Origin of the sequence: Rhizobium sp. MHM7A (assembly GCF_005862215.1) — a bacterium.
Lineage (GTDB): Bacteria > Pseudomonadota > Alphaproteobacteria > Rhizobiales > Rhizobiaceae > Rhizobium > Rhizobium bangladeshense.
In genome coordinates this window covers 590066-607620 of the sequence record NZ_VCHT01000003.1, presented here as the reverse complement: position 1 = coordinate 607620, position 17555 = coordinate 590066, and the positions used below count along the sequence as shown (strand labels likewise).

Sequence of the window (17555 nt, the reverse complement as noted above, 5' to 3'; positions counted from 1 at the left end):
GATGATTGAGTATGAAAGTCTTGCGCAGGCCAACCGCGCGCTGATGGAAGAGTTGGAGGCGGTTGCTTCCCATGTCATTCGTTCCGGGTGGTACGTACTTGGCAACGAGGTTTCCTCTTTCGAAGCTGAATTCGCCGCCTTCGCGGAAAGCAAACATTGCATCAGCGTGGCCAATGGTCTGGACGCATTGATACTGTCGATCGAAGCGCTCGATCTGCCGAAAGGCAGCGAGATTATGGTTGCTTCCAACACCTATATAGCCACTATTCTGGCAATTCTTCGCGCGGGCCACAAACCCATCCTGGTGGAGCCCGAGCGCGAAACCTTCAATATCGATCCGGAACGGCTTCCTGCGGCGCTGACATCGAACACGCGCGGAATATGCGTGACGCATCTTTTCGGCAAAGCATGCCGGATGACTGAGATCGCCACGTTTGCAAGCGAGCATGGTCTCAAAGTGATCGAGGATTGCGCGCAGTCTCACGGCGCGCGCTATGACGGCAGGCTGACGGGCACCTTCGGAATTGCCGGTTGCTTCAGCTTCTATCCTACGAAGAATCTGGGCGCCTTGGGAGATGCCGGTGCGATCGTCACGGATGACGATGCGTTTGCCGATCGCTTGAGACATATGCGCAATTACGGCTCGAAGAAAAAATATGAGAACGCCTATATCGGAGTAAATTCCAGGCTTGATGAGATGCAGGCGGCATTCCTGCGTGTTAAACTCCGTCACCTCGATCAGGTGACTGAACACAAGCGGGCACTGGCCGATATCTATTTTGCCAATCTGCCCAAATGGCTTGCGCAGCCGCTTCGCCGATCTGCCGAGTTTGACGTGTTTCATATCTTCGCGATACGTCACCCGGCCCGCGACGAATTGCGTCAGTGGCTGCTCGATAACGGCGTCAAGACCGAGATTCATTATCCGATCGCGCCGCACAGGCAGAAGGCAATGCAAGGCATTCTTTCCGGCGATTATCCCATTGCCGATGAGCTGCATGCCACCGAACTGAGCCTGCCTATTTCGGCCGGGCATAGAAAGGATGAGATCGAGCGCGTCTGCAGCCTTCTTGCTGCGCTCCCGGAAAAGCTGAAGTTGGCGGCATGACAGAGCAGATGAAAGGACCGGCCTCGGCACGTGAGAATGACGATTGGGATATCGTTATCAAGCCTTCGAAGGGCAACGCGCCGGATCTTGGGCTGGTCTGGCGATATCGTGATCTCGTCTGGATGTTCTTCAAGCGCGACTTCACGACATTTTACAAACAGACGGTGTTGGGGCCGGTTTGGTACATCATCCAGCCGTCGCTGACGGCCATGACCTATTATGTTGTGTTCGGGAAAATTGCTAACCTTTCCACGGACGGCCTTCCGCCTTTCTTGTTTTACATGTCGGGCACCATAATCTGGAGTTATTTTGCTGCCTGCCTGACCAATAATTCCGAAGTTTTCTCAAAAAATGCCAATTTGTTTGGGAAAGTTTATTTTCCCCGACTTGTGGTGCCGCTCTCCGTTGCTATGAGCGGCCTTGTCGCATTTGCTATCCAGTTCCTGCTCTTGCTGACGGTCGCGGCTGGGATGAAAATCGCAGACCCGGATCTGGCATTGAGCTACTGGTTCCTGCTTATGACACCGCTGGTATTGCTCTATACGGCAGTGCTTGGCGTTGGTGCTGGCCTTGTTGTTTCCGCTCTTACGGTCCGGTTTCGCGATCTCGTTTATGCGGTCGGGTTCATGACGCAACTGTGGATGTACGCTACCCCGATCGTCTATCCATTCAGCCAGATCCCGGAACGCTATCATTGGTTCTATTACATCAACCCGATGACGGCACCGGTTCAGGCCTTCCGCTGGGCGCTATTTGACGTTTCTGCTTTGCCTGTCGGTCTCCTTCTTGCCAACCTTGGGGTGACCGTTGCGATCACCATATGCGGGCTGGCACTTTTCTCGCGCGCGGAAGCCAACGCGATGGATACCGTCTGATGAACGATATCGTTATTCGAGCTGAGCATGTCACCAAGCTATATCGTCTTGGCGTGATCAATCACGGCACCCTCTATCGCGACCTTCAGAGCTGGTGGGCGAGGTGGCGCAACCTTCCGGACCCGAACGTGTCGGTCTCCGACTTTGCGTCTGATCGCGGCAGACCATCGCGCCTGAAGGGTGACATCTTCTATGCGCTTGATGATGTCTCCTTCGAGATCGGACACGGCGAGATCGTCGGCATTATCGGCAGGAACGGAGCCGGGAAATCGACGCTCCTGAAGGTCATGTCACGCATCACCATGCCCAATGCGGGCTTCATCGGTATACGCGGCAGAATTGCCAGCTTGCTTGAGGTTGGTACCGGATTTCATCCGGAGCTAACCGGTCGAGAAAACGTCTATCTCAACGGCGCCATCCTCGGCATGAGCCGTGCCGAGGTCAGATCCAAATTCGATGAGATCGTCGAGTTTGCTGAGATCGGCGAGTTCATTGACACCCCGGTGAAGCGATATTCATCCGGAATGTACGTGCGCCTGGCTTTCTCCGTTGCGGCGCATCTCGAGCCGGAAATTCTTTTGATTGATGAGGTATTGGCTGTCGGCGACGTCAACTTCCAGAATAAATGCATGGGACGCATGCAGGAAGTCACGAAGGCTGGTCGAACGATTATCTTTGTCAGCCACAATATGACTGCGATCAGCAGCATCTGCCCGAAATCGATCCTGATGGCCGACGGCAAAGTCGCTGCGATGGGCGATACCGCAGATGTGATAAAGGCCTACCTCGACCGCCCGGAATTCGGCGGCACGGCAATTTACTCGGTCAATCCCGAGGACGTCGATGGAAAGGCGGTCATTTGCCGTGTTGCGGTACTGAACGAGAAGGACGAGGTTTCGGGAACGGTGGAACTGTCTAAGGGCTTCTCCGTCGAGGTCGAATACGAATTGAGGGAGCCGCTTTCCGGCCTCTCGGTCGGAATGCAGATCATGATGGAGGACGGCTATACTCCCCTCGTCAGCCTTTCCGATCCCGAACTCGATGTGGGGCGCCTCGACGCCCGGCCAGCCGGCTATTATCGAGCCCGCGTCAAATTTCCCGGATGCCTTCTCAACACGGGCACGTTCTACGTGCGGCTGGGGATATCGAGCCGGTTCTCGATATATTCCGTCGCCGAGGGTATTCGGTTTGACGTGGAGGACAATGTGGGAATCATCCAGATGCTGGGTCAGCAACGGAAGCCGTCGATTTCGGCGATACAGTTACCTTGGGAGGTTGAGAAGGTCTTCCTGCGCGATTCTGAGGGTGTTTTGAAATGAAGAAAGCGCTTGTCACCGGAGCAGACGGGTTCATCGGCTCTCATCTTGTCGAGACGCTAGTCAGGTCGGGCGTCGAAGTTCGCGCCCTCTGCCAGTACAATTCGTTTTCCAGCTGGGGTTGGCTGGACCAATCCGAACATCGTGGCCAGTTCGAAGTAATCCTCGGAGACGTCCGTGATCCCGCGCAAATGCGCGCCGTCGCTAAAGGCGTGGATACGGTTTTCCATCTCGCCGCTCTGATTGCGATTCCCTATTCCTATCAGGCACCCTCAAGCTACATCGATACGAATGTGCATGGGACGTTGAATGTTCTTCAAGGGGCTCTCGACGCTGGTGTAGGAAGGGTGATCCAGACTTCGACGAGCGAAGTTTATGGCACGGCGCGTTTCGTCCCGATCAGCGAAAGCCATCCCCTACAGGCGCAATCTCCCTATTCGGCGTCCAAGATCGGCGCCGATGCGATCGCCTACAGCTACCATTCGAGCTTTGACCTGCCCGTGACGATTGCAAGGCCTTTCAACACGTTCGGCCCGAGACAATCTGCAAGGGCGGTTATTCCGACAGTCATTTCACAGCTTCTGAGCGGGCGGACGACGCTGAAGCTTGGCGCGCTTTCGCCCACCCGCGACTTCAATTTCGTGCAGGATACATGCGACGGCTTCCTGGCTCTTGCGGCCAGTGACGAAGCCGTCGGCCAGACGGTCAACATCGGCTCCGGCAGCGAGATCTCGATCGGCGAGACCGTTCAGTTGATCGCCGACCTCATCGGCGTCAATGTGGAGGTCGAATGCGACGAACAGCGCTTGCGCCCCACAAACAGCGAAGTGGAGCGCCTGTGCTGCGACAACAGCCTGATCAAGTCCCTGACAGGATTTTCCCCTCGCTACAGCTTGGAGGACGGGCTCGAGGCAACGATCGAATGGCTGCGTCAGCCGCACAATCTGGCGCGGTATAAGGCGGATATTTTCAATGTCTAGACGTGCAGTCATTCTGGCGGGAGGGATGGGAACGCGGTTGCGGCCCTATACTGTCGTCCTACCAAAGCCTCTGATGCCGATCGGTGATTATCCTATTCTCGAGGTCATCATTCGTCAGCTGATATCAGGCGGGTTTCAGCACATTACCCTTGCCGTCAACCACCAGGCGGAACTGATCAAGGCGTTTTTCCAGGATGGCGACAAGTGGGGCGTACGCATCGACTATTCGCTTGAGGACGAGCCGCTTGGCACGATGGGGCCGCTGCGGTTGATCAAGGATCTGCCGGAGAATTTCCTCGTGATGAACGGAGACATTCTGACGGACCTAAACTACGCCGATTTTCATGATGCTCATGTCCGTGACGGCAATATCTTTACGATTTCGTCCAAGACACGGCAGCATCGCATAGACTACGGCGTTCTTGATACAAACGAGGCGGGACGTCTGACCGGCTTCCGGGAGAAGCCGACCGCTGAATATAAAGTCAGCATGGGCGTCTATATGGTGTCTTCGCGGGCGGTCGAGCACATTCCGCATCGGGGTGCCTATGGCTTTGACCAGCTGATGCTTGATCTCCTCGCGGCCGGAAAGCCGGCCACCGTTCGCGATTTTCCCGGCTATTGGCTCGATATCGGACGCCCGGACGATTATGCACAGGCGATCGAGCAGTTCGAAAACATGCAGTCCAGGTTCTTGAATGGTTGATGCCATCGTCACCGGTGCTGGCGGCTTCCTCGGGAGACGTCTGGTAGAGCGGCTTGAACAGGCCCGCATTGATGTGCTGGCGCTGGACCGGACTCATGGCGACATAAGTGAGGAGGGGACGTGGCAGGAACTTCCCCCGGCGCGTACGCTGTTTCATCTAGCCGGCAGGACATTTGTTCCCGACAGCTGGACGCAAGGCCCGAGCTTCACGGCTGCCAACGTTCTCGGGACGCAGCATGCTTTGAACTGGTGCAAACGGAACAAGGCCAAGCTTATATTCTCAAGCGCCTATGTCTACGGAGTGCCGGAGCGGCTGCCGATCCACGAGACTGCTCCGGTCAGACCCAGCAATCCCTACGCTCTTTCCAAACATCTTGCCGAACAACTCTGTGAGTTCGCCGCCACACACGAGCAGATACCAGTGGTGGTATTGCGCCTTTTCAATATATATGGGGTTGGGCAGCGCCCGGAATTTCTGATACCGACGCTTCTGAACCAGGTAAGAACCAAGCAGGAAATACAGGTCATGGACCTCAGTCCGCGGCGGGATTATGTCTTCGTTGACGATGTCCTGAGCGCCTTCGCAAAAGCCATGAACGTGTCTGAAGGCTATCATTGCATTAACATCGGCTCCGGCATGTCTTATTCGGTGCAGGAAATCATCGATATCTTGCAGGAAGCTGCCGGCACTGATCTACCTGTAGTGTCGTCTTGCGCTGTTCGGCGGAATGAAATACCTGACGTGCGGGCCGACATTACGCGGGCTCGCGCCGTTCTCGGATGGCGGCCGGAATGGGATCTGCCGGCCGGGATCCGCGAGCTGATGAAGGAGTCGTAAATTGAACGAACGTTACGTTCCGATCAACAAAGGCAACTACTCGATGGACACGGATGAGCGCGAGGCCGCGTTCGACAGATACCGTGGCGAGGGTTGGGAAGCTGAATACGCCGATTACCGGCGCAAATGGTCGGAATATGCCCTGAACCAGCAGGTTTCGGATTATCCGTTGCTGGTCGATCTGGAGCTGGCGTCGATCTGCAATCTGCGCTGCCCGATGTGCTATACGATCAGCGACGAGTTCAAGAAGCACGTCAATACGACCCGGATGGACTGGGACCTCTATTGCCGCATCATCGACGAGATCGGTGGCAAGGTTCCGGCAATCCGCCTGTCGCTGCGCGGCGAAGCGACGCTGCACAAGCGCTTTGCCGACTGCGTGCGTTATGCCAAGGACCATGGGATCAAAGAGGTCTCGACTCTCACCCATGGCTTCAAGCTCAACAGGGATTATTTCGCCCAGCTCGTCGATGCCGGCATCGACTGGATCACCGTTTCGATCGACGGCACCGGTGAGACCTATGAGCGGATCCGCAAGCCGATCAAGTTCGAAGCTCTGCTCGACAAGATCAAGGACATAAAGAAATACAAGGAGGAGCGCGGTCTCCACCGTCCTGTCATCAAGGTGCAGGGTATCTGGCCGGCGATCCGGGAAAATCCGGATCTCTATTATGAGACGTTCGCGCCTCATGTGGATCTGGTCGCCTTCAACCCGCTGATCGATTATCTCGGCAACGATTCAGATATTGCCTATCTCGACAACTTCACATGCCCGCAGCAGTACCAACGCCTGGTGATTGGTGCCGACGGATTGGTCATGAAGTGCTCGAACGACGAGGAAAACCGCGAGGTCATCGGCGATGCGAACACCGAGACCGTGCATCAGATCTGGCACGGGGAAAAGATGAACGCCGTGCGCGCTTTGCACAAGGAGCCGCAGGGTTTCCTGAAGAGCGAGGTCTGCCGCAGGTGTTATCTGCCGAGACAGACAAATGACGAGACGGCTGAGATTTGCGGCCGGCAGGTCACTGTGCGGAATTACGTCGACCGCAATCAGGAAATCGGACAGTAAGCGGCCAAATCCGCGCGGTACGGCCAGACGTCGCCAGGCCTATAGTTTAAGGGCTGCGATCGCCGTCAGAGCGAGGCGGCCTTGCCGGTCGTGAATTACAGGGAGTAACAGGATGTTCCGGAATTACCGGCCTGATCGGTGCTATATCATCGCTGAGATCGGCGGAAACTTCACGACGTATGATCAGGCAAGGCGCCTGATTGACGAGGCGAAGGCGACGGGGGTCGATGCTGTCAAGCTCCAGACCTATCGCGCTGAGACTCTGTCGAGCCGTAACGCGATGTTCGACATGGAGAACACTGGCGTTACCTCCCAGTTCGAACTATTCCGTAAATATGAAATCGGACACGACCTTCACGAAGCGGTTTTCCGCTACGCCGAGGAGCATGGGTTGGACTGGTTTTCGTCGCCCTCACATGAAACGGATGTCGATCTGCTGGAGAAATGTGGAGTGGGGGCCCATAAGGTAGGCTCGGACGACGCGGTCAACATTCCCTTTCTCCGCTATCTGGCAAAGACGGGTAAGCCAATTATCCTGTCGACGGGGATGTCGACGCTCGACGAAGTTCGGGAATCCGTCGCGGCAATAAAGGCGGCCGGCAATGACAAGCTCATTCTGCTGCACGCCATTACAAGTTACCCCACACATCCGGAAAATGTGAACTTGCGTGCAATGCAAACGATGATGGAAGCGTTTCCGGATCTCGACGTTGGTTATTCCGACCATACCTTGAACCCCGTCGCAAGCCTGTGTGCGGTCGCAATGGGCGCCCGCGTCATCGAGAGGCATTTCACCTATGACAAGACCGCCGACGGTCCCGATCACATGCTTTCCGCTGATCCCGCGGAAATGAAATGGCTCGTTGACGCGATACGCGCGTTCGAGATCATGAAAGGCAGTGGCCGCAAGGAGCCGGCTGCGAGCGAAGCGACGACGAGATTGAACAATCGCAAGAGCGTTGTCGTCAATCGACCACTCAAGGCCGGCCATGTCATCTCAGCCGGCGACATTTCCGTCAAGCGGCCTGGAACAGGAATTGAACCGAAGCATTTCGAAGCTCTCGCAGGACGCCGGGTTGCAAACGACGTCGATGCGGACGCGGTGCTCCAGTGGAGCGATCTGGCGTGATGCTTGGGATCATCATCCAGGCGCGGATGGGATCGACGCGGCTGCCGGGCAAAGTCCTTCGCGACATCTCCGGCAAGCCCCTTCTCGCACATGTTCTTGGTAGACTTCAGATGTTGAAGCGCCCGGCCAAGATTGTCGTTGCGACATCGGCGGCCAGCGAGAACGATATCATCGAAGACTGGTGCCTTGAGCACGGAGTAAGCTGCTTTCGTGGCGACGAAGCCGATGTGCTCGACCGCTATTTCGAATGTGCAAGATCACTTGGGATGTCGGATATCGTGCGGTTAACCGCAGATAATCCTTTCACCGACATCGATGAACTCGAGAAACTGATCGACTTTCACGAAAAACATGGATTCGACTATACCCATGCGTTCGGCCAGCTGCCTATCGGCGTCGGTGCCGAGATATTCACATTCGAAGCCCTCACGCGCAGTCATCGCGAGGGGAAGCTGCCGCATCATCGCGAGCACGTGAATGAATACTTCACCGATCGGCCTGAATTGTTCAAGATTGGTCGGCTTGAGGTGCCCCAAGCCAAAGTCGCTCCGGATCTGCGCCTGACGGTGGATACTGAGGAAGACTGGAGACGTGCCTGTGCACTCGCAGCGCTGGCGGGTGGAACCTGGCTCGGGACAGAAGAAGCAATCAGGCTATGTTCGTCTTCTGCATAGAAAGTTCGCATGCACGTGGCATGGGCCATCTGTTTCGGTCGCTGACGCTCGCCTCCGAGCTGCGTACCCGCGGTCATACGGTCCGATTTTTGGCGAACGATCATCCGAATTCGTTGAGGATCATCCGCGAGCGCGGTTTTGATGTGTCGCTTTATGATCTCGCCGTCGTGACGGGATGGGAGAAGGATTTCCTGGAAGCCGCTGCTTCCTCTCCGATCTGGATCAACGACCGCCTTAATACGCAGCGGCTCCATACCGAGACGATCAAGGGCTTGGACGCGAAGCTTGTTACCTTCGATGATCGTGGTGATGGCGCGGAACTTGCCGACTTGAATATCTGCGCTCTCCTGTTCGAAAACACGGAGGATCTGAAAGGCAGGGATGTTCGGCTGGGGGTGGAGTACATGATCCTCAATCCTGAAATCGCGACATATCGCCGAGTTCGGGAAAAGCTTGCATCTATACTTGTCACACTTGGCGGCGCCGACACTTACGGCGTGACGGTTCGCGTTGCAAAATGGCTGAGCAGCAATCCCTTCCCTGTCACGATCGTCACGGGCCCTAGCTTCCAGCACATGGCAGAGCTTGAAGAAGTGGTCGTCGCGACCGCTGCGCCGGACCGGTTCAGGCTGTTGAAGCAGGTGCCTTCGCTTGCGGCAGAGATGTATGGTCACGATCTGGCAATTACCGGTGGCGGTCTTACGCCCTTCGAAGCCTGTGCGGCCGGCTTGCCGTGCGTCGTGATCGCCAATGAACCTTTTGAAATACCAGTCGGCCGCGCTCTTGAACAGTCGGGCGCAGCGTTCTTCGCCGGCCATCACTCGGCATTTGATCTCGGTGTTCTGGAAACGGCGATTCCCATCAGGAGCATGAGCGAGACTGCCATGACCACGGTCGACCTTGGCGGGGTGGGTCGCGTGGCCGATTTGCTGGAGAGGTTGGCTGCATGACCCTGACAGCAGTGATTCATCAGCCGGACTTTGCCTCCTATCTCGGCTTTTTTCAGCGTTTTCTGAACGCCGACCTCTATATCGTTCTGGACCATGTCCAGTTTGTTCATGGAACGAGCAAAAGCTGGACCCACCGTGACAAGATAAAGACCGCGCTGGGAGATCGTTGGCTCACTGTCGGAATCAAAAAGCCTAGCTTCGGCACCCCGATCAACGAGGTGGAACTGGCGACCGGTACTGGATGGATAGACCAGAACCTTTCCCTGCTTCGTGAAAACTATCGGAAGTCTGCTGGCTGGAGCGAAGTTTTTCCTCGCATTGAGAGCCTCTATGACAAGCGGTTCGATCTGTTGGCCGATTTCAACATGCATTTCCTGGAAGGGATTCTGGATATGCTTGAAATTGCGATGCCAACGGTGCGCTCGAGTACACTAAGCCCGCAAGGGCATAGGAACGAATTGCTCGTCGAACTGCTGCGCAAAGTGGGAGCGACACGCTATCTCTCCGGCCTTGGCGCACGCGATTATATGCGGCCGGAAGTATTCGAGGCCGCCGGCATCGAAGTCGAATGGCAGCATTTCGTCCATCCGGTTTATCCACAGCCGTTCGGCGAGTTCATTCCCTATCTCAGCATTCTCGACACACTGCTGAATTGTGGTATTGCAGGCACGCGTGACCTGCTCTGGAGTTGTAAATGAATATTCTCGCGATCGGTGCCCACTTTGACGACGTGGAACTGGGCTGTGGTGGTGCACTGGCGCGCCATGCAGCAAACGGCGATACGGTTTACGTCTATGTCGCCACCGTATCCGGCTTTTCCAACCAATATGACCAGTCCGTCCGCAGCAGCCAGGTCGCCAGAGCGGAGGCGGATGCTGCGATGGAAATCCTGGGCGTCCACAAGATGTTTTGCGGCGAATTCAAAACGCTCCAGATCGAGTTCGTCGACCCGCTGAACATCGAGATCCTGAAGCTTGTGCAGGATCTGAAGATCGACATGGTCTACACCCACTGGGTCGGGGACATCCATCATGACCATCTCGCTTTGTCGCGCGCGTCGCTGCACAGCTGCCGCCACGTGCCCCGTCTCCTGATGTATCGCAGCAACTGGTATCATTCGACCGTCGATTTCAGGGGGAATTTCTACGTCGACATCACCGCCCATTGGGACCAGAAGGAAAAAGCGATTCTTGCCCATGAATCCGAAATGGAGCGCACGGGGCGGAAATGGGTGAGCTTTTTCCGCAACGAAGCCGAGAACGCCGGCCAGCGCATCGGTGTAAAATTCGCCGAAGTCTTCGAGGTGGTGAAGTGGCTGCAGCCCTGAGAAAGATTTTGACCTTTGGCTCCATGCTGCTCCCCTATGGTGTGCATGAGTTGAAGCGCAGGCTAAGGAATCGTCACAAGTTATCTGCTGATGTCGCGAGATCGCTGGCAGAAAATAGACCGCTTGCCGGGCTGCACGCGGGTGGCCGCTGTTTTATTTTGGGCAATGGCCCGAGCGTCAAGGGCTTGGATCTGTCGCGGCTTCAAGGCGAAAATGTCATAACCGTTTCCAACGGTTACCTGCACTCCGATTTCGACAAGTTCCAGTCTCTGTATCATTGCGTTCCGCAAATTACCTACGGATTGATGACATCGGAAGACGTGGTCCGCTGGTTTGAGGAGATGCATTCGCATTTGGGAAGGACGGAGCTGTTCCTCAGTTCCACGGAAGCGGAGCTGGTTCGAAAACACAATCTGTTTTCAGGACGAAGAGTCCGGTATCTCGTGCTCGCCGAAAGCTTTGACGAAAGACCATCGGTGGATATCGTCGATATCTCCAAACCGGTGCCGCGTGTCGATTCGGTGCCGGTGATGGCCCTGATGGTCGCGATGTATCTTGGTTTCAAAGAGATCATCCTGCTCGGCGTCGACCACGATCGTTTCCTCTCATCGCCCTACCAATACGCGTTCGAACTCAAGGTGCAAAAGGGGAAAGATTTCACCGTCAATGCGGACGGCACCCCAACAACGAACCGTCACGACGACTTTCAGCAGGCGGCCCGGCTGTGGCGACAATATCGAGCCATTGCAAATATCGCGAGAGCGAATGATATCCACATCTTCAATTCCACGCCCGGTGGCGCGCTGGACGAGTTTGAGCGACGGCCTTTCCAAGCTTGGTTTGAAGTATGAGACGGTTTGCTTTTTCGCTGCCGGGAATCCACTGTTTATTTGAGGTGACTCGAGAAGCACCTCAAGCGCGGGAACAGGACATTTGGAGCGAATTTCGGCGACATAACATTGTTTTCGACGGGCCTTACGATAGTTGGCGCTCAGCCGCGGCTGCTTCCGATGGATATGATGCGCCGGCCATTCTTGCCAAGGTTCTTGAAGCGACACGTGCAGTTGTCGAAGGCCGAGCCGCATATGAGCGAGACACTGTCATTTTCACGGAGAAAAGCTACTCCCATCCGCTGCTTGCCTGGCTTCTCTATGTTGCATCCAGATCCGATCTCCGCTTGAGGGTCGTTGATATTGGGGGCGCGTTGGGAAGTTCCTATTTTCAGAACCGAACGGCACTTGCGCATCTTGCGGATGTGAAATGGTGCGTTGTCGAGCAACCACATTTTGTGAGCGCTGGTCGAACAGAATTTGAAGATGACAGATTGAGTTTTTCCGACAGTCTGGAGGAGGCGATTGACCGCGTGAAGCCTGACCTTGTTCTGCTTTCCGGCGTTCTCCAATATCTTGAATATCCTCTTGAATGCCTGGAAAGTCTGCTGTCGGGCGGCGTCAAATTCATCCTGATCGATAGGACTGCGGCGCAATTCGATGTCGCAGCCAAACCTTTTGTGCAGCGTGTGCCGGCGTGGATCTACAGCGCGAGCTACCCGATCTGGTTCCTAAACGGGAATGAACTGCATGATAGTTTTGCCAGGCATGGCTATGAGGTATTGGACCGTTTCCAGCCAGCCGGGACATTTGGCTCCGTGACTCCGCCACCCTTGCAAGAACTGAAGCGTTGGGGCATTGGCGTTTCACCAGCGCCGCAGCAGCACGAATGGCCTTACATTGGCTGGTTTCTCGAAAAGCCGGAAATTCAGCGATGCGCGTGAACGTCATTATCCCAGTCTTCAATCGTCTGGAACACACCCGGCGGGTGTTGGAAGCTCTCAGGAGACAAACTCTCGTCAACGCGCTGACAATCGTCGTTATCAACGACGGTTCGACCGATGGTACGGCAGAATACCTGAAGTCGCAGGGCGATGTGGTCGAAATCCGAGGCGACGGCAATCTTTGGTGGGGGGGAGCCATCGAGGAAGGGCTGAAATACGTGCTTCCGTCCTGTCAAACGGAAGATTACATCCTGTTTCTGAACAATGACACCTGGTTCGGCGAGCATTATGTCGAGACATTGGTGCAGACATCCAGGGCAAACGGTGACGCTGCCGTCGGAAGCGTGATTCATGAGGAGGGGCGGGATCCGCCTCTCGTCAGCATAGGGGCAAAGCTGAACGTCAACAGGCTTGCCGTCTGGGATCTCCTCTCGGAATTGAGCGAAGCCGAAAAGCGATCGCCCAGTGGCCAGTATTGTGTCGACGCGTTGAGTGGTCGCGGAACGCTCTATCCGGCGCACCTGTTTCGCAGATATGGCGGCATGCGGCCTTACCTTTTGCCGCACTATATGGCCGATTATGAAATTGCCATGCGTTTTGCGCGTGCGGGGGTGCCCCTGGTTGTCAGCAGCAAGGCAATCGTCTATTCGCCTCCAGTCTATGGAAATGACGCATCCAGGCTTTCATGGCGAAAACGGTTGTTTGGCAGGCGTTCGCCTCACAACGTATTTCAGCGTCTAATTTTCTACTCGCTTGTCGGGTCGCCGTTACAACGTATCAGCGCGCCGATCCGCATGGCGTATTTCTCGTGCAGCCGCGCGTTTTCGACGTGGAGGTCATTGGCGAAACGAAAGGAAGAAACGATATGAGCGGCGGCCAGCATCAGCATTGCATCGCATGCGGATCGAACATGCAAATCTTCATCGAGCGCATCAGCGACGACCGATATGGCTGCCCCGGCGTCTACTCGATAGATCGGTGCGTTTCCTGTGGCCACATGTCGACGGCGCCACGGCTGACGGAGGAAGACCTGCCGGCGCTCTACAGCAATTATTATCCCCGTCGGGAGATCGATTTTGATGCGCTGGAGAAAGAGGCTGCTCTCGTCGAGAAGCCGTTCGCCGGTCTTCGTCGTTGGATTGCCGGTACCGATAACCAAGGACACTATCTGGCCAAGCCGGGGGAGAAGATATTGGATATCGGCTGCGGTTCGTGCCTTTCTCTTCTGGAGATGCGTAAGCTCGGCGTGGAATGCTGGGGTGTCGAGGCCGATCCGAACGTCCGTACCATTGCCGAAAGATATGATCTCCGTGTCCATATCGGCAATATCTATGACGTGCCGTTCGCAGATCAGAAATTCGATCTCATCGTGCTGAACCAGGTCATCGAACATGTGCCCGATCCGCTTGCGTTGCTCGCGGCTCTGAAGTATCGGCTAAACAGCGGCGGGCGCGTCATACTGGCGTTCCCGAACACGGGTTCCTTCCACCGCAAACTGTGGAAGGAGCGTTGGATCAACTGGCACATTCCGTACCACCAGAACCACTTCAATCGTAATTCTTTTGCCCTGCTGGCGCGAAAATCCGGTTACGACGTCGGGCGTATCAGGACGATCACTCCCAACCTCTGGTCAGTGCTTCAGCTCAAGACCTCACGGGAGCAGCGACAGGAAGGAAAGGCGTCCAGTACCTGGTCGGAAAGCGGCAGTTCTCAGAATCGGCCGAGCTTCATTCAAAAGCTCCGCAATGTCGCGGCTTCGCGCGGCGCCCGCCTTGCCGGTGTCATGCTGGGCTTGGGGAACCGGGCTCTGGACGCAATAGGTCAGGGCGATAGCCTCTTGGTAGAACTCCGACTATCCGCGGCGAAGAACTAGGATTTAGAGTCATGCGGATTGCCGTATTCGATACCTACTATTCCCGATTTCTAACGACCCATTATCGTCGCAATCGGGATTTGAGGTCGGCTTCCTCTCAAAGGCAGACGGATTCTCTGCTCGAGGCCGCATTCGGCACGTCTGACTTCTATTCGCGCCACCTGAAGGGCCTAGGTTGCGAAGTCATCGATATCATTGGAAATTGTGTTCCGCTTCAATCGGCTTGGGCGAAGGAGAACAACGAACCATTCAGCCCATGGGCGATGAAACTGCCACATCGGTTCTTCAGGTTGCCTTATATCGGGGCACGCCTGGCGGCGCTGCCTGGATTGCTGGAGGTTGCGATGGCGCGGGTTCGAGCATTCAAGCCGGATGTGCTCTATTGCCAGGATCTCAGCTTCTTTCCTCCTCATGCTTTGACCGAGCTGAAAAAGACTGTGCCGTTGATCGTGGGCCAGATCGCTTGTCCGTTGCCGCCGGACGGCTTCTTGCGTCCATATGACCTCATTCTGACGTCCTTCCCACATTTCGTGCCTCGTTTTCACGAGATGGGTATCAAATCCGAATATTTCCGGATTGGCTTCGACACTCGGGTGCTCGAAATCCTCGGGGACGTTCCACGGGATGTGCCGGTGAGCTTTGTCGGCGGTATAAGCCGCCATCATGGCAAGGCGATCCCTTTGCTCGAATATCTTGCCGAAACTACGCCGATACAGTTTTTCGGCTACGGCGCCAGGACGCTTCCACGCTCCTCTCCGATCCGTAAACGCCACAATGGCGAAGTCTGGGGCCCGGATATGTACCGCGCTCTGGCTCGCAGCCGGATCACTATGAACCGACACATCAATGTCGCCGAAAACAACGCCAATAACATGCGGCTCTATGAGGCCACCGGTGTGGGATCGCTGCTGATAACCGACAGGAAAGATAATCTCGGTGAGATTTTCGAGGTGGGTAAGGAAGTGGTTGCCTATTCCACTCCCGAGGAAGCGACAGAACTCATCCGCTACTATATTGACCACCCCGACGAGGCTGATGCCATCGCGAAGGCCGGTCAGGCAAGGACGCTGAAGGACCACACCTACAAGTCGAGAATGGCAGAACTGGTTCCGATCCTCGAACGATATCTGGAGAAACTGGGCTGATGTCGTTTCTGCGCGCGAGTCTCAATCGCTTCCCAGGGGTGAAGAGCCAGTTGAAGCGATTGCGTGAACGGCTGTCGCCGGCGACATCGATATCGTCTCACTATGTGGAAATAGATGCGTCTCGTCGCGACAGCGAAAGTTCGCGCCTTGCCGCATCTTGGAAAGCGAGTGATCTACCCGCCCGTCAGAGGGCTCTTGTCGAGCGCCAGCTGAAGGAATATCGCAACGGCGCTTCCATCGATGTATTCGATGTTTTTGCCGCCGCTCTGCGCAGGATCGACAATCTTCCGGCCAATGGTTCGCTGCTCGAAATCGGTTGTTCCAGCGGATATTATTCCGAAGTGCTTGATGCGAGTGGCTTGCCGCTACGCTACCGCGGCTGCGATTATTCCGATGCTTTTATCGATATGGCGCGCAGCACCTATCCGGCACTGTCGTTCGACGTGGAGGATGCGACGCGGCTCAGCTATCAGGATGAGGCTTTCGATGTCGTCGTCTCGGGATGTTGCCTGCTGCATATTCCCAACTATGAAGCGGCCATTGCAGAGAGCGCCCGTGTTGCCAAGGAATACGTGATTTTTCATCGTACGCCTGTTGTCTATGGCGAGCCCACCAAGTATTTCCGCAAGCAGGCCTATGGCGTCGAGACCATAGAGATCCATTTTTCCGAGCCGCAGCTATTGGACATGTTTCGAGTTCATGGCCTGGAAGTCCAGGCTAGCTTCACGCTGAACGAGAGCGCCGATCCACGTGATAGTAGCAAAGGCAATGCAAGCCGCACCTATTTGTGCAGGAAACAATCCCAATCATGACGACTTATTTTTGTACCCTTTTCGACAGCGGCTATCTCATCAAAGGGATGGCCATGATGGAGAGCCTCGTCCGGTGGTGTCCTGACGCGCATGTTTTCGTGCTTTGCATGGACCAGCAGACGCAGGAGATTTTGACCGCCTCCAAGAGGCCCTACATCACCTGCATCGCTCTTGCGGATATGGAGACGCCGGAACTTCTGGAAGCCAAGAAATCGCGTGGCGTGGCTGAATATTGCTGGACCCTGTCTCCGTGTCTGCCGAGTTTCGTGCTGGAGCAGCATCCGGAAATTGATTTCATCACTTACCTTGATTCCGATCTGCTGTTCTATTCACCGGTCACCCCGATTTTCGAGGAAATCGGCAATAGTTCCATCGCGATTATTGAACACCGTTTTGCCCCACGGCTGCAGAACCGCGAAATTAACGGCCGTTTCTGTGTTGAATGGGTGAGTTTCCGGCGCGATGAAGAGGGGATGCGCTGCCTTGCGCGCTGGCGCGAGCAATGTATTGAATGGTGCTACTATCGCCTGGAAGACGGCAAGATGGGCGACCAGAAGTATTTGGACGAATGGCCGGATCTCTATCCAAATTGCCATATCATCGAGCATCCGGGAGCCGGAGTTGCTCCCTGGAATTACGAAAAGCTGCATTTTTCGCGGGATGCGTCGGGCAGGATCGAGGTCGATGGTTCGCCTCTGATCTTTTATCACTTCCACCAGTTTCAGTTGCTGACCAACGGCATGTTCGATCGGCTGTCAGCTTTCTACACCTCCGTTTGTAAGGAGCCGACCGCTGTCTACGAGGCGTACGAGCGCGCTCTCATGCGTGCCCTGAAGGTGATCAGGATGATTTCTCCAGGCTTTTCCGGCGGCCTTCGCCCCTTTTTCAAGGTTAAAGCGCGCAGATGGGTGCAACGCCATGTACCCCGCCCGGTCATAAGTTTCCTGCACCATTTCATCAGGTATTGACGTCACGC

19 protein-coding genes are annotated in these 17555 nt (G+C 55.6%); all 19 read left to right on the top strand.

The window, feature by feature from the left end:
* Position 1: 1 nt before the first annotated feature.
* The 19 genes from FFR93_RS15870 (at position 2) to FFR93_RS15780 (ending at position 17547) form a co-directional block, all read left to right on the top strand.
* Positions 2-1108 carry a DegT/DnrJ/EryC1/StrS family aminotransferase gene (locus tag FFR93_RS15870; protein ID WP_138393898.1) on the top strand — a complete coding sequence of 369 codons (1107 nt, stop codon included), beginning with the start codon at positions 2-4 and terminating at the stop codon, positions 1106-1108.
* The gene (locus FFR93_RS15865; RefSeq protein ID WP_138393897.1) at positions 1105-1983 is read left to right on the top strand and encodes an ABC transporter permease; all 879 of its coding nucleotides are present in this window, start codon (positions 1105-1107) and stop codon (positions 1981-1983) included. Before FFR93_RS15870 ends, FFR93_RS15865 begins: the two co-directional genes overlap by 4 nt.
* A complete protein-coding gene (locus FFR93_RS15860; protein ID WP_138393896.1) occupies positions 1983-3302 on the top strand; it encodes an ABC transporter ATP-binding protein in 1320 nt (439 codons plus the stop codon). Before FFR93_RS15865 ends, FFR93_RS15860 begins: the two co-directional genes overlap by 1 nt.
* A complete protein-coding gene (locus FFR93_RS15855) occupies positions 3299-4279 on the top strand; it encodes an NAD-dependent 4,6-dehydratase LegB (protein WP_138393895.1) in 981 nt (326 codons plus the stop codon). Before FFR93_RS15860 ends, FFR93_RS15855 begins: the two co-directional genes overlap by 4 nt.
* The gene (locus tag FFR93_RS15850; protein ID WP_064710828.1) at positions 4272-4985 is read left to right on the top strand and encodes a nucleotidyltransferase family protein; all 714 of its coding nucleotides are present in this window, start codon (positions 4272-4274) and stop codon (positions 4983-4985) included. The genes FFR93_RS15855 and FFR93_RS15850 overlap by 8 nt, the downstream gene beginning before the upstream one ends.
* Complete coding sequence (locus FFR93_RS15845; protein ID WP_138393894.1) at positions 4978-5823, top strand: NAD(P)-dependent oxidoreductase; 846 nt, start codon at positions 4978-4980, stop codon at positions 5821-5823. Before FFR93_RS15850 ends, FFR93_RS15845 begins: the two co-directional genes overlap by 8 nt.
* 1 nt (position 5824) lies before the next feature.
* On the top strand, positions 5825-6895 hold the full coding sequence (locus FFR93_RS15840; RefSeq protein WP_138393893.1) for a radical SAM protein: 1071 nt from the start codon (positions 5825-5827) through the stop codon (positions 6893-6895).
* A 112-nt stretch (positions 6896-7007) separates the two neighbouring features.
* Complete coding sequence (locus FFR93_RS15835) at positions 7008-8024, top strand: N-acetylneuraminate synthase family protein (protein ID WP_138393892.1); 1017 nt, start codon at positions 7008-7010, stop codon at positions 8022-8024.
* On the top strand, positions 8024-8698 hold the full coding sequence (locus FFR93_RS15830) for a glycosyltransferase family protein (protein ID WP_246661318.1): 675 nt from the start codon (positions 8024-8026) through the stop codon (positions 8696-8698). Before FFR93_RS15835 ends, FFR93_RS15830 begins: the two co-directional genes overlap by 1 nt.
* Complete coding sequence (locus FFR93_RS15825) at positions 8680-9648, top strand: glycosyl transferase (RefSeq protein WP_138393890.1); 969 nt, start codon at positions 8680-8682, stop codon at positions 9646-9648. Before FFR93_RS15830 ends, FFR93_RS15825 begins: the two co-directional genes overlap by 19 nt.
* A complete protein-coding gene (locus FFR93_RS15820; protein WP_138393889.1) occupies positions 9645-10346 on the top strand; it encodes a WbqC family protein in 702 nt (233 codons plus the stop codon). Before FFR93_RS15825 ends, FFR93_RS15820 begins: the two co-directional genes overlap by 4 nt.
* The gene (locus FFR93_RS15815) at positions 10343-10975 is read left to right on the top strand and encodes a PIG-L deacetylase family protein (protein WP_138393888.1); all 633 of its coding nucleotides are present in this window, start codon (positions 10343-10345) and stop codon (positions 10973-10975) included. Before FFR93_RS15820 ends, FFR93_RS15815 begins: the two co-directional genes overlap by 4 nt.
* Complete coding sequence (locus FFR93_RS15810) at positions 10960-11826, top strand: hypothetical protein (RefSeq protein ID WP_171049192.1); 867 nt, start codon at positions 10960-10962, stop codon at positions 11824-11826. Before FFR93_RS15815 ends, FFR93_RS15810 begins: the two co-directional genes overlap by 16 nt.
* On the top strand, positions 11823-12749 hold the full coding sequence (locus tag FFR93_RS15805) for a TIGR04325 family methyltransferase (protein ID WP_138393887.1): 927 nt from the start codon (positions 11823-11825) through the stop codon (positions 12747-12749). Before FFR93_RS15810 ends, FFR93_RS15805 begins: the two co-directional genes overlap by 4 nt.
* Positions 12740-13618 (top strand): glycosyltransferase family 2 protein, encoded by an 879-nt coding sequence (locus FFR93_RS15800; RefSeq protein WP_138393886.1) that lies wholly within the window; start codon positions 12740-12742, stop codon positions 13616-13618. The genes FFR93_RS15805 and FFR93_RS15800 overlap by 10 nt, the downstream gene beginning before the upstream one ends.
* Before the next feature lie 41 nt (positions 13619-13659).
* Positions 13660-14622: a class I SAM-dependent methyltransferase gene (locus FFR93_RS15795; protein ID WP_246661316.1), complete on the top strand. Its 963-nt coding sequence runs from the start codon at positions 13660-13662 to the stop codon at positions 14620-14622.
* An 11-nt stretch (positions 14623-14633) separates the two neighbouring features.
* The gene (locus FFR93_RS15790; RefSeq protein WP_138393884.1) at positions 14634-15767 is read left to right on the top strand and encodes a glycosyltransferase; all 1134 of its coding nucleotides are present in this window, start codon (positions 14634-14636) and stop codon (positions 15765-15767) included.
* Positions 15767-16579: a class I SAM-dependent methyltransferase gene (locus FFR93_RS15785; RefSeq protein WP_138393883.1), complete on the top strand. Its 813-nt coding sequence runs from the start codon at positions 15767-15769 to the stop codon at positions 16577-16579. Before FFR93_RS15790 ends, FFR93_RS15785 begins: the two co-directional genes overlap by 1 nt.
* On the top strand, positions 16576-17547 hold the full coding sequence (locus FFR93_RS15780) for a hypothetical protein (protein ID WP_064710842.1): 972 nt from the start codon (positions 16576-16578) through the stop codon (positions 17545-17547). Before FFR93_RS15785 ends, FFR93_RS15780 begins: the two co-directional genes overlap by 4 nt.
* Positions 17548-17555 lie beyond the last annotated feature (8 nt).

Coding starts and splice junctions, on each gene's coding strand:
- FFR93_RS15870 (WP_138393898.1), top strand. CDS start 2: ATGATTGAGTATGAAAGTCTTGCGCAGGCCAACCGCGCGCTGATGGAA.
- FFR93_RS15865 (WP_138393897.1), top strand. CDS start 1,105: ATGACAGAGCAGATGAAAGGACCGGCCTCGGCACGTGAGAATGACGAT.
- FFR93_RS15860 (WP_138393896.1), top strand. CDS start 1,983: ATGAACGATATCGTTATTCGAGCTGAGCATGTCACCAAGCTATATCGT.
- FFR93_RS15855 (WP_138393895.1), top strand. CDS start 3,299: ATGAAGAAAGCGCTTGTCACCGGAGCAGACGGGTTCATCGGCTCTCAT.
- FFR93_RS15850 (WP_064710828.1), top strand. CDS start 4,272: ATGTCTAGACGTGCAGTCATTCTGGCGGGAGGGATGGGAACGCGGTTG.
- FFR93_RS15845 (WP_138393894.1), top strand. CDS start 4,978: ATGGTTGATGCCATCGTCACCGGTGCTGGCGGCTTCCTCGGGAGACGT.
- FFR93_RS15835 (WP_138393892.1), top strand. CDS start 7,008: ATGTTCCGGAATTACCGGCCTGATCGGTGCTATATCATCGCTGAGATC.
- FFR93_RS15830 (WP_246661318.1), top strand. CDS start 8,024: ATGCTTGGGATCATCATCCAGGCGCGGATGGGATCGACGCGGCTGCCG.
- FFR93_RS15825 (WP_138393890.1), top strand. CDS start 8,680: ATGTTCGTCTTCTGCATAGAAAGTTCGCATGCACGTGGCATGGGCCAT.
- FFR93_RS15820 (WP_138393889.1), top strand. CDS start 9,645: ATGACCCTGACAGCAGTGATTCATCAGCCGGACTTTGCCTCCTATCTC.
- FFR93_RS15815 (WP_138393888.1), top strand. CDS start 10,343: ATGAATATTCTCGCGATCGGTGCCCACTTTGACGACGTGGAACTGGGC.
- FFR93_RS15805 (WP_138393887.1), top strand. CDS start 11,823: ATGAGACGGTTTGCTTTTTCGCTGCCGGGAATCCACTGTTTATTTGAG.
- FFR93_RS15800 (WP_138393886.1), top strand. CDS start 12,740: ATGCGCGTGAACGTCATTATCCCAGTCTTCAATCGTCTGGAACACACC.
- FFR93_RS15795 (WP_246661316.1), top strand. CDS start 13,660: ATGCAAATCTTCATCGAGCGCATCAGCGACGACCGATATGGCTGCCCC.
- FFR93_RS15790 (WP_138393884.1), top strand. CDS start 14,634: ATGCGGATTGCCGTATTCGATACCTACTATTCCCGATTTCTAACGACC.
- FFR93_RS15785 (WP_138393883.1), top strand. CDS start 15,767: ATGTCGTTTCTGCGCGCGAGTCTCAATCGCTTCCCAGGGGTGAAGAGC.
- FFR93_RS15780 (WP_064710842.1), top strand. CDS start 16,576: ATGACGACTTATTTTTGTACCCTTTTCGACAGCGGCTATCTCATCAAA.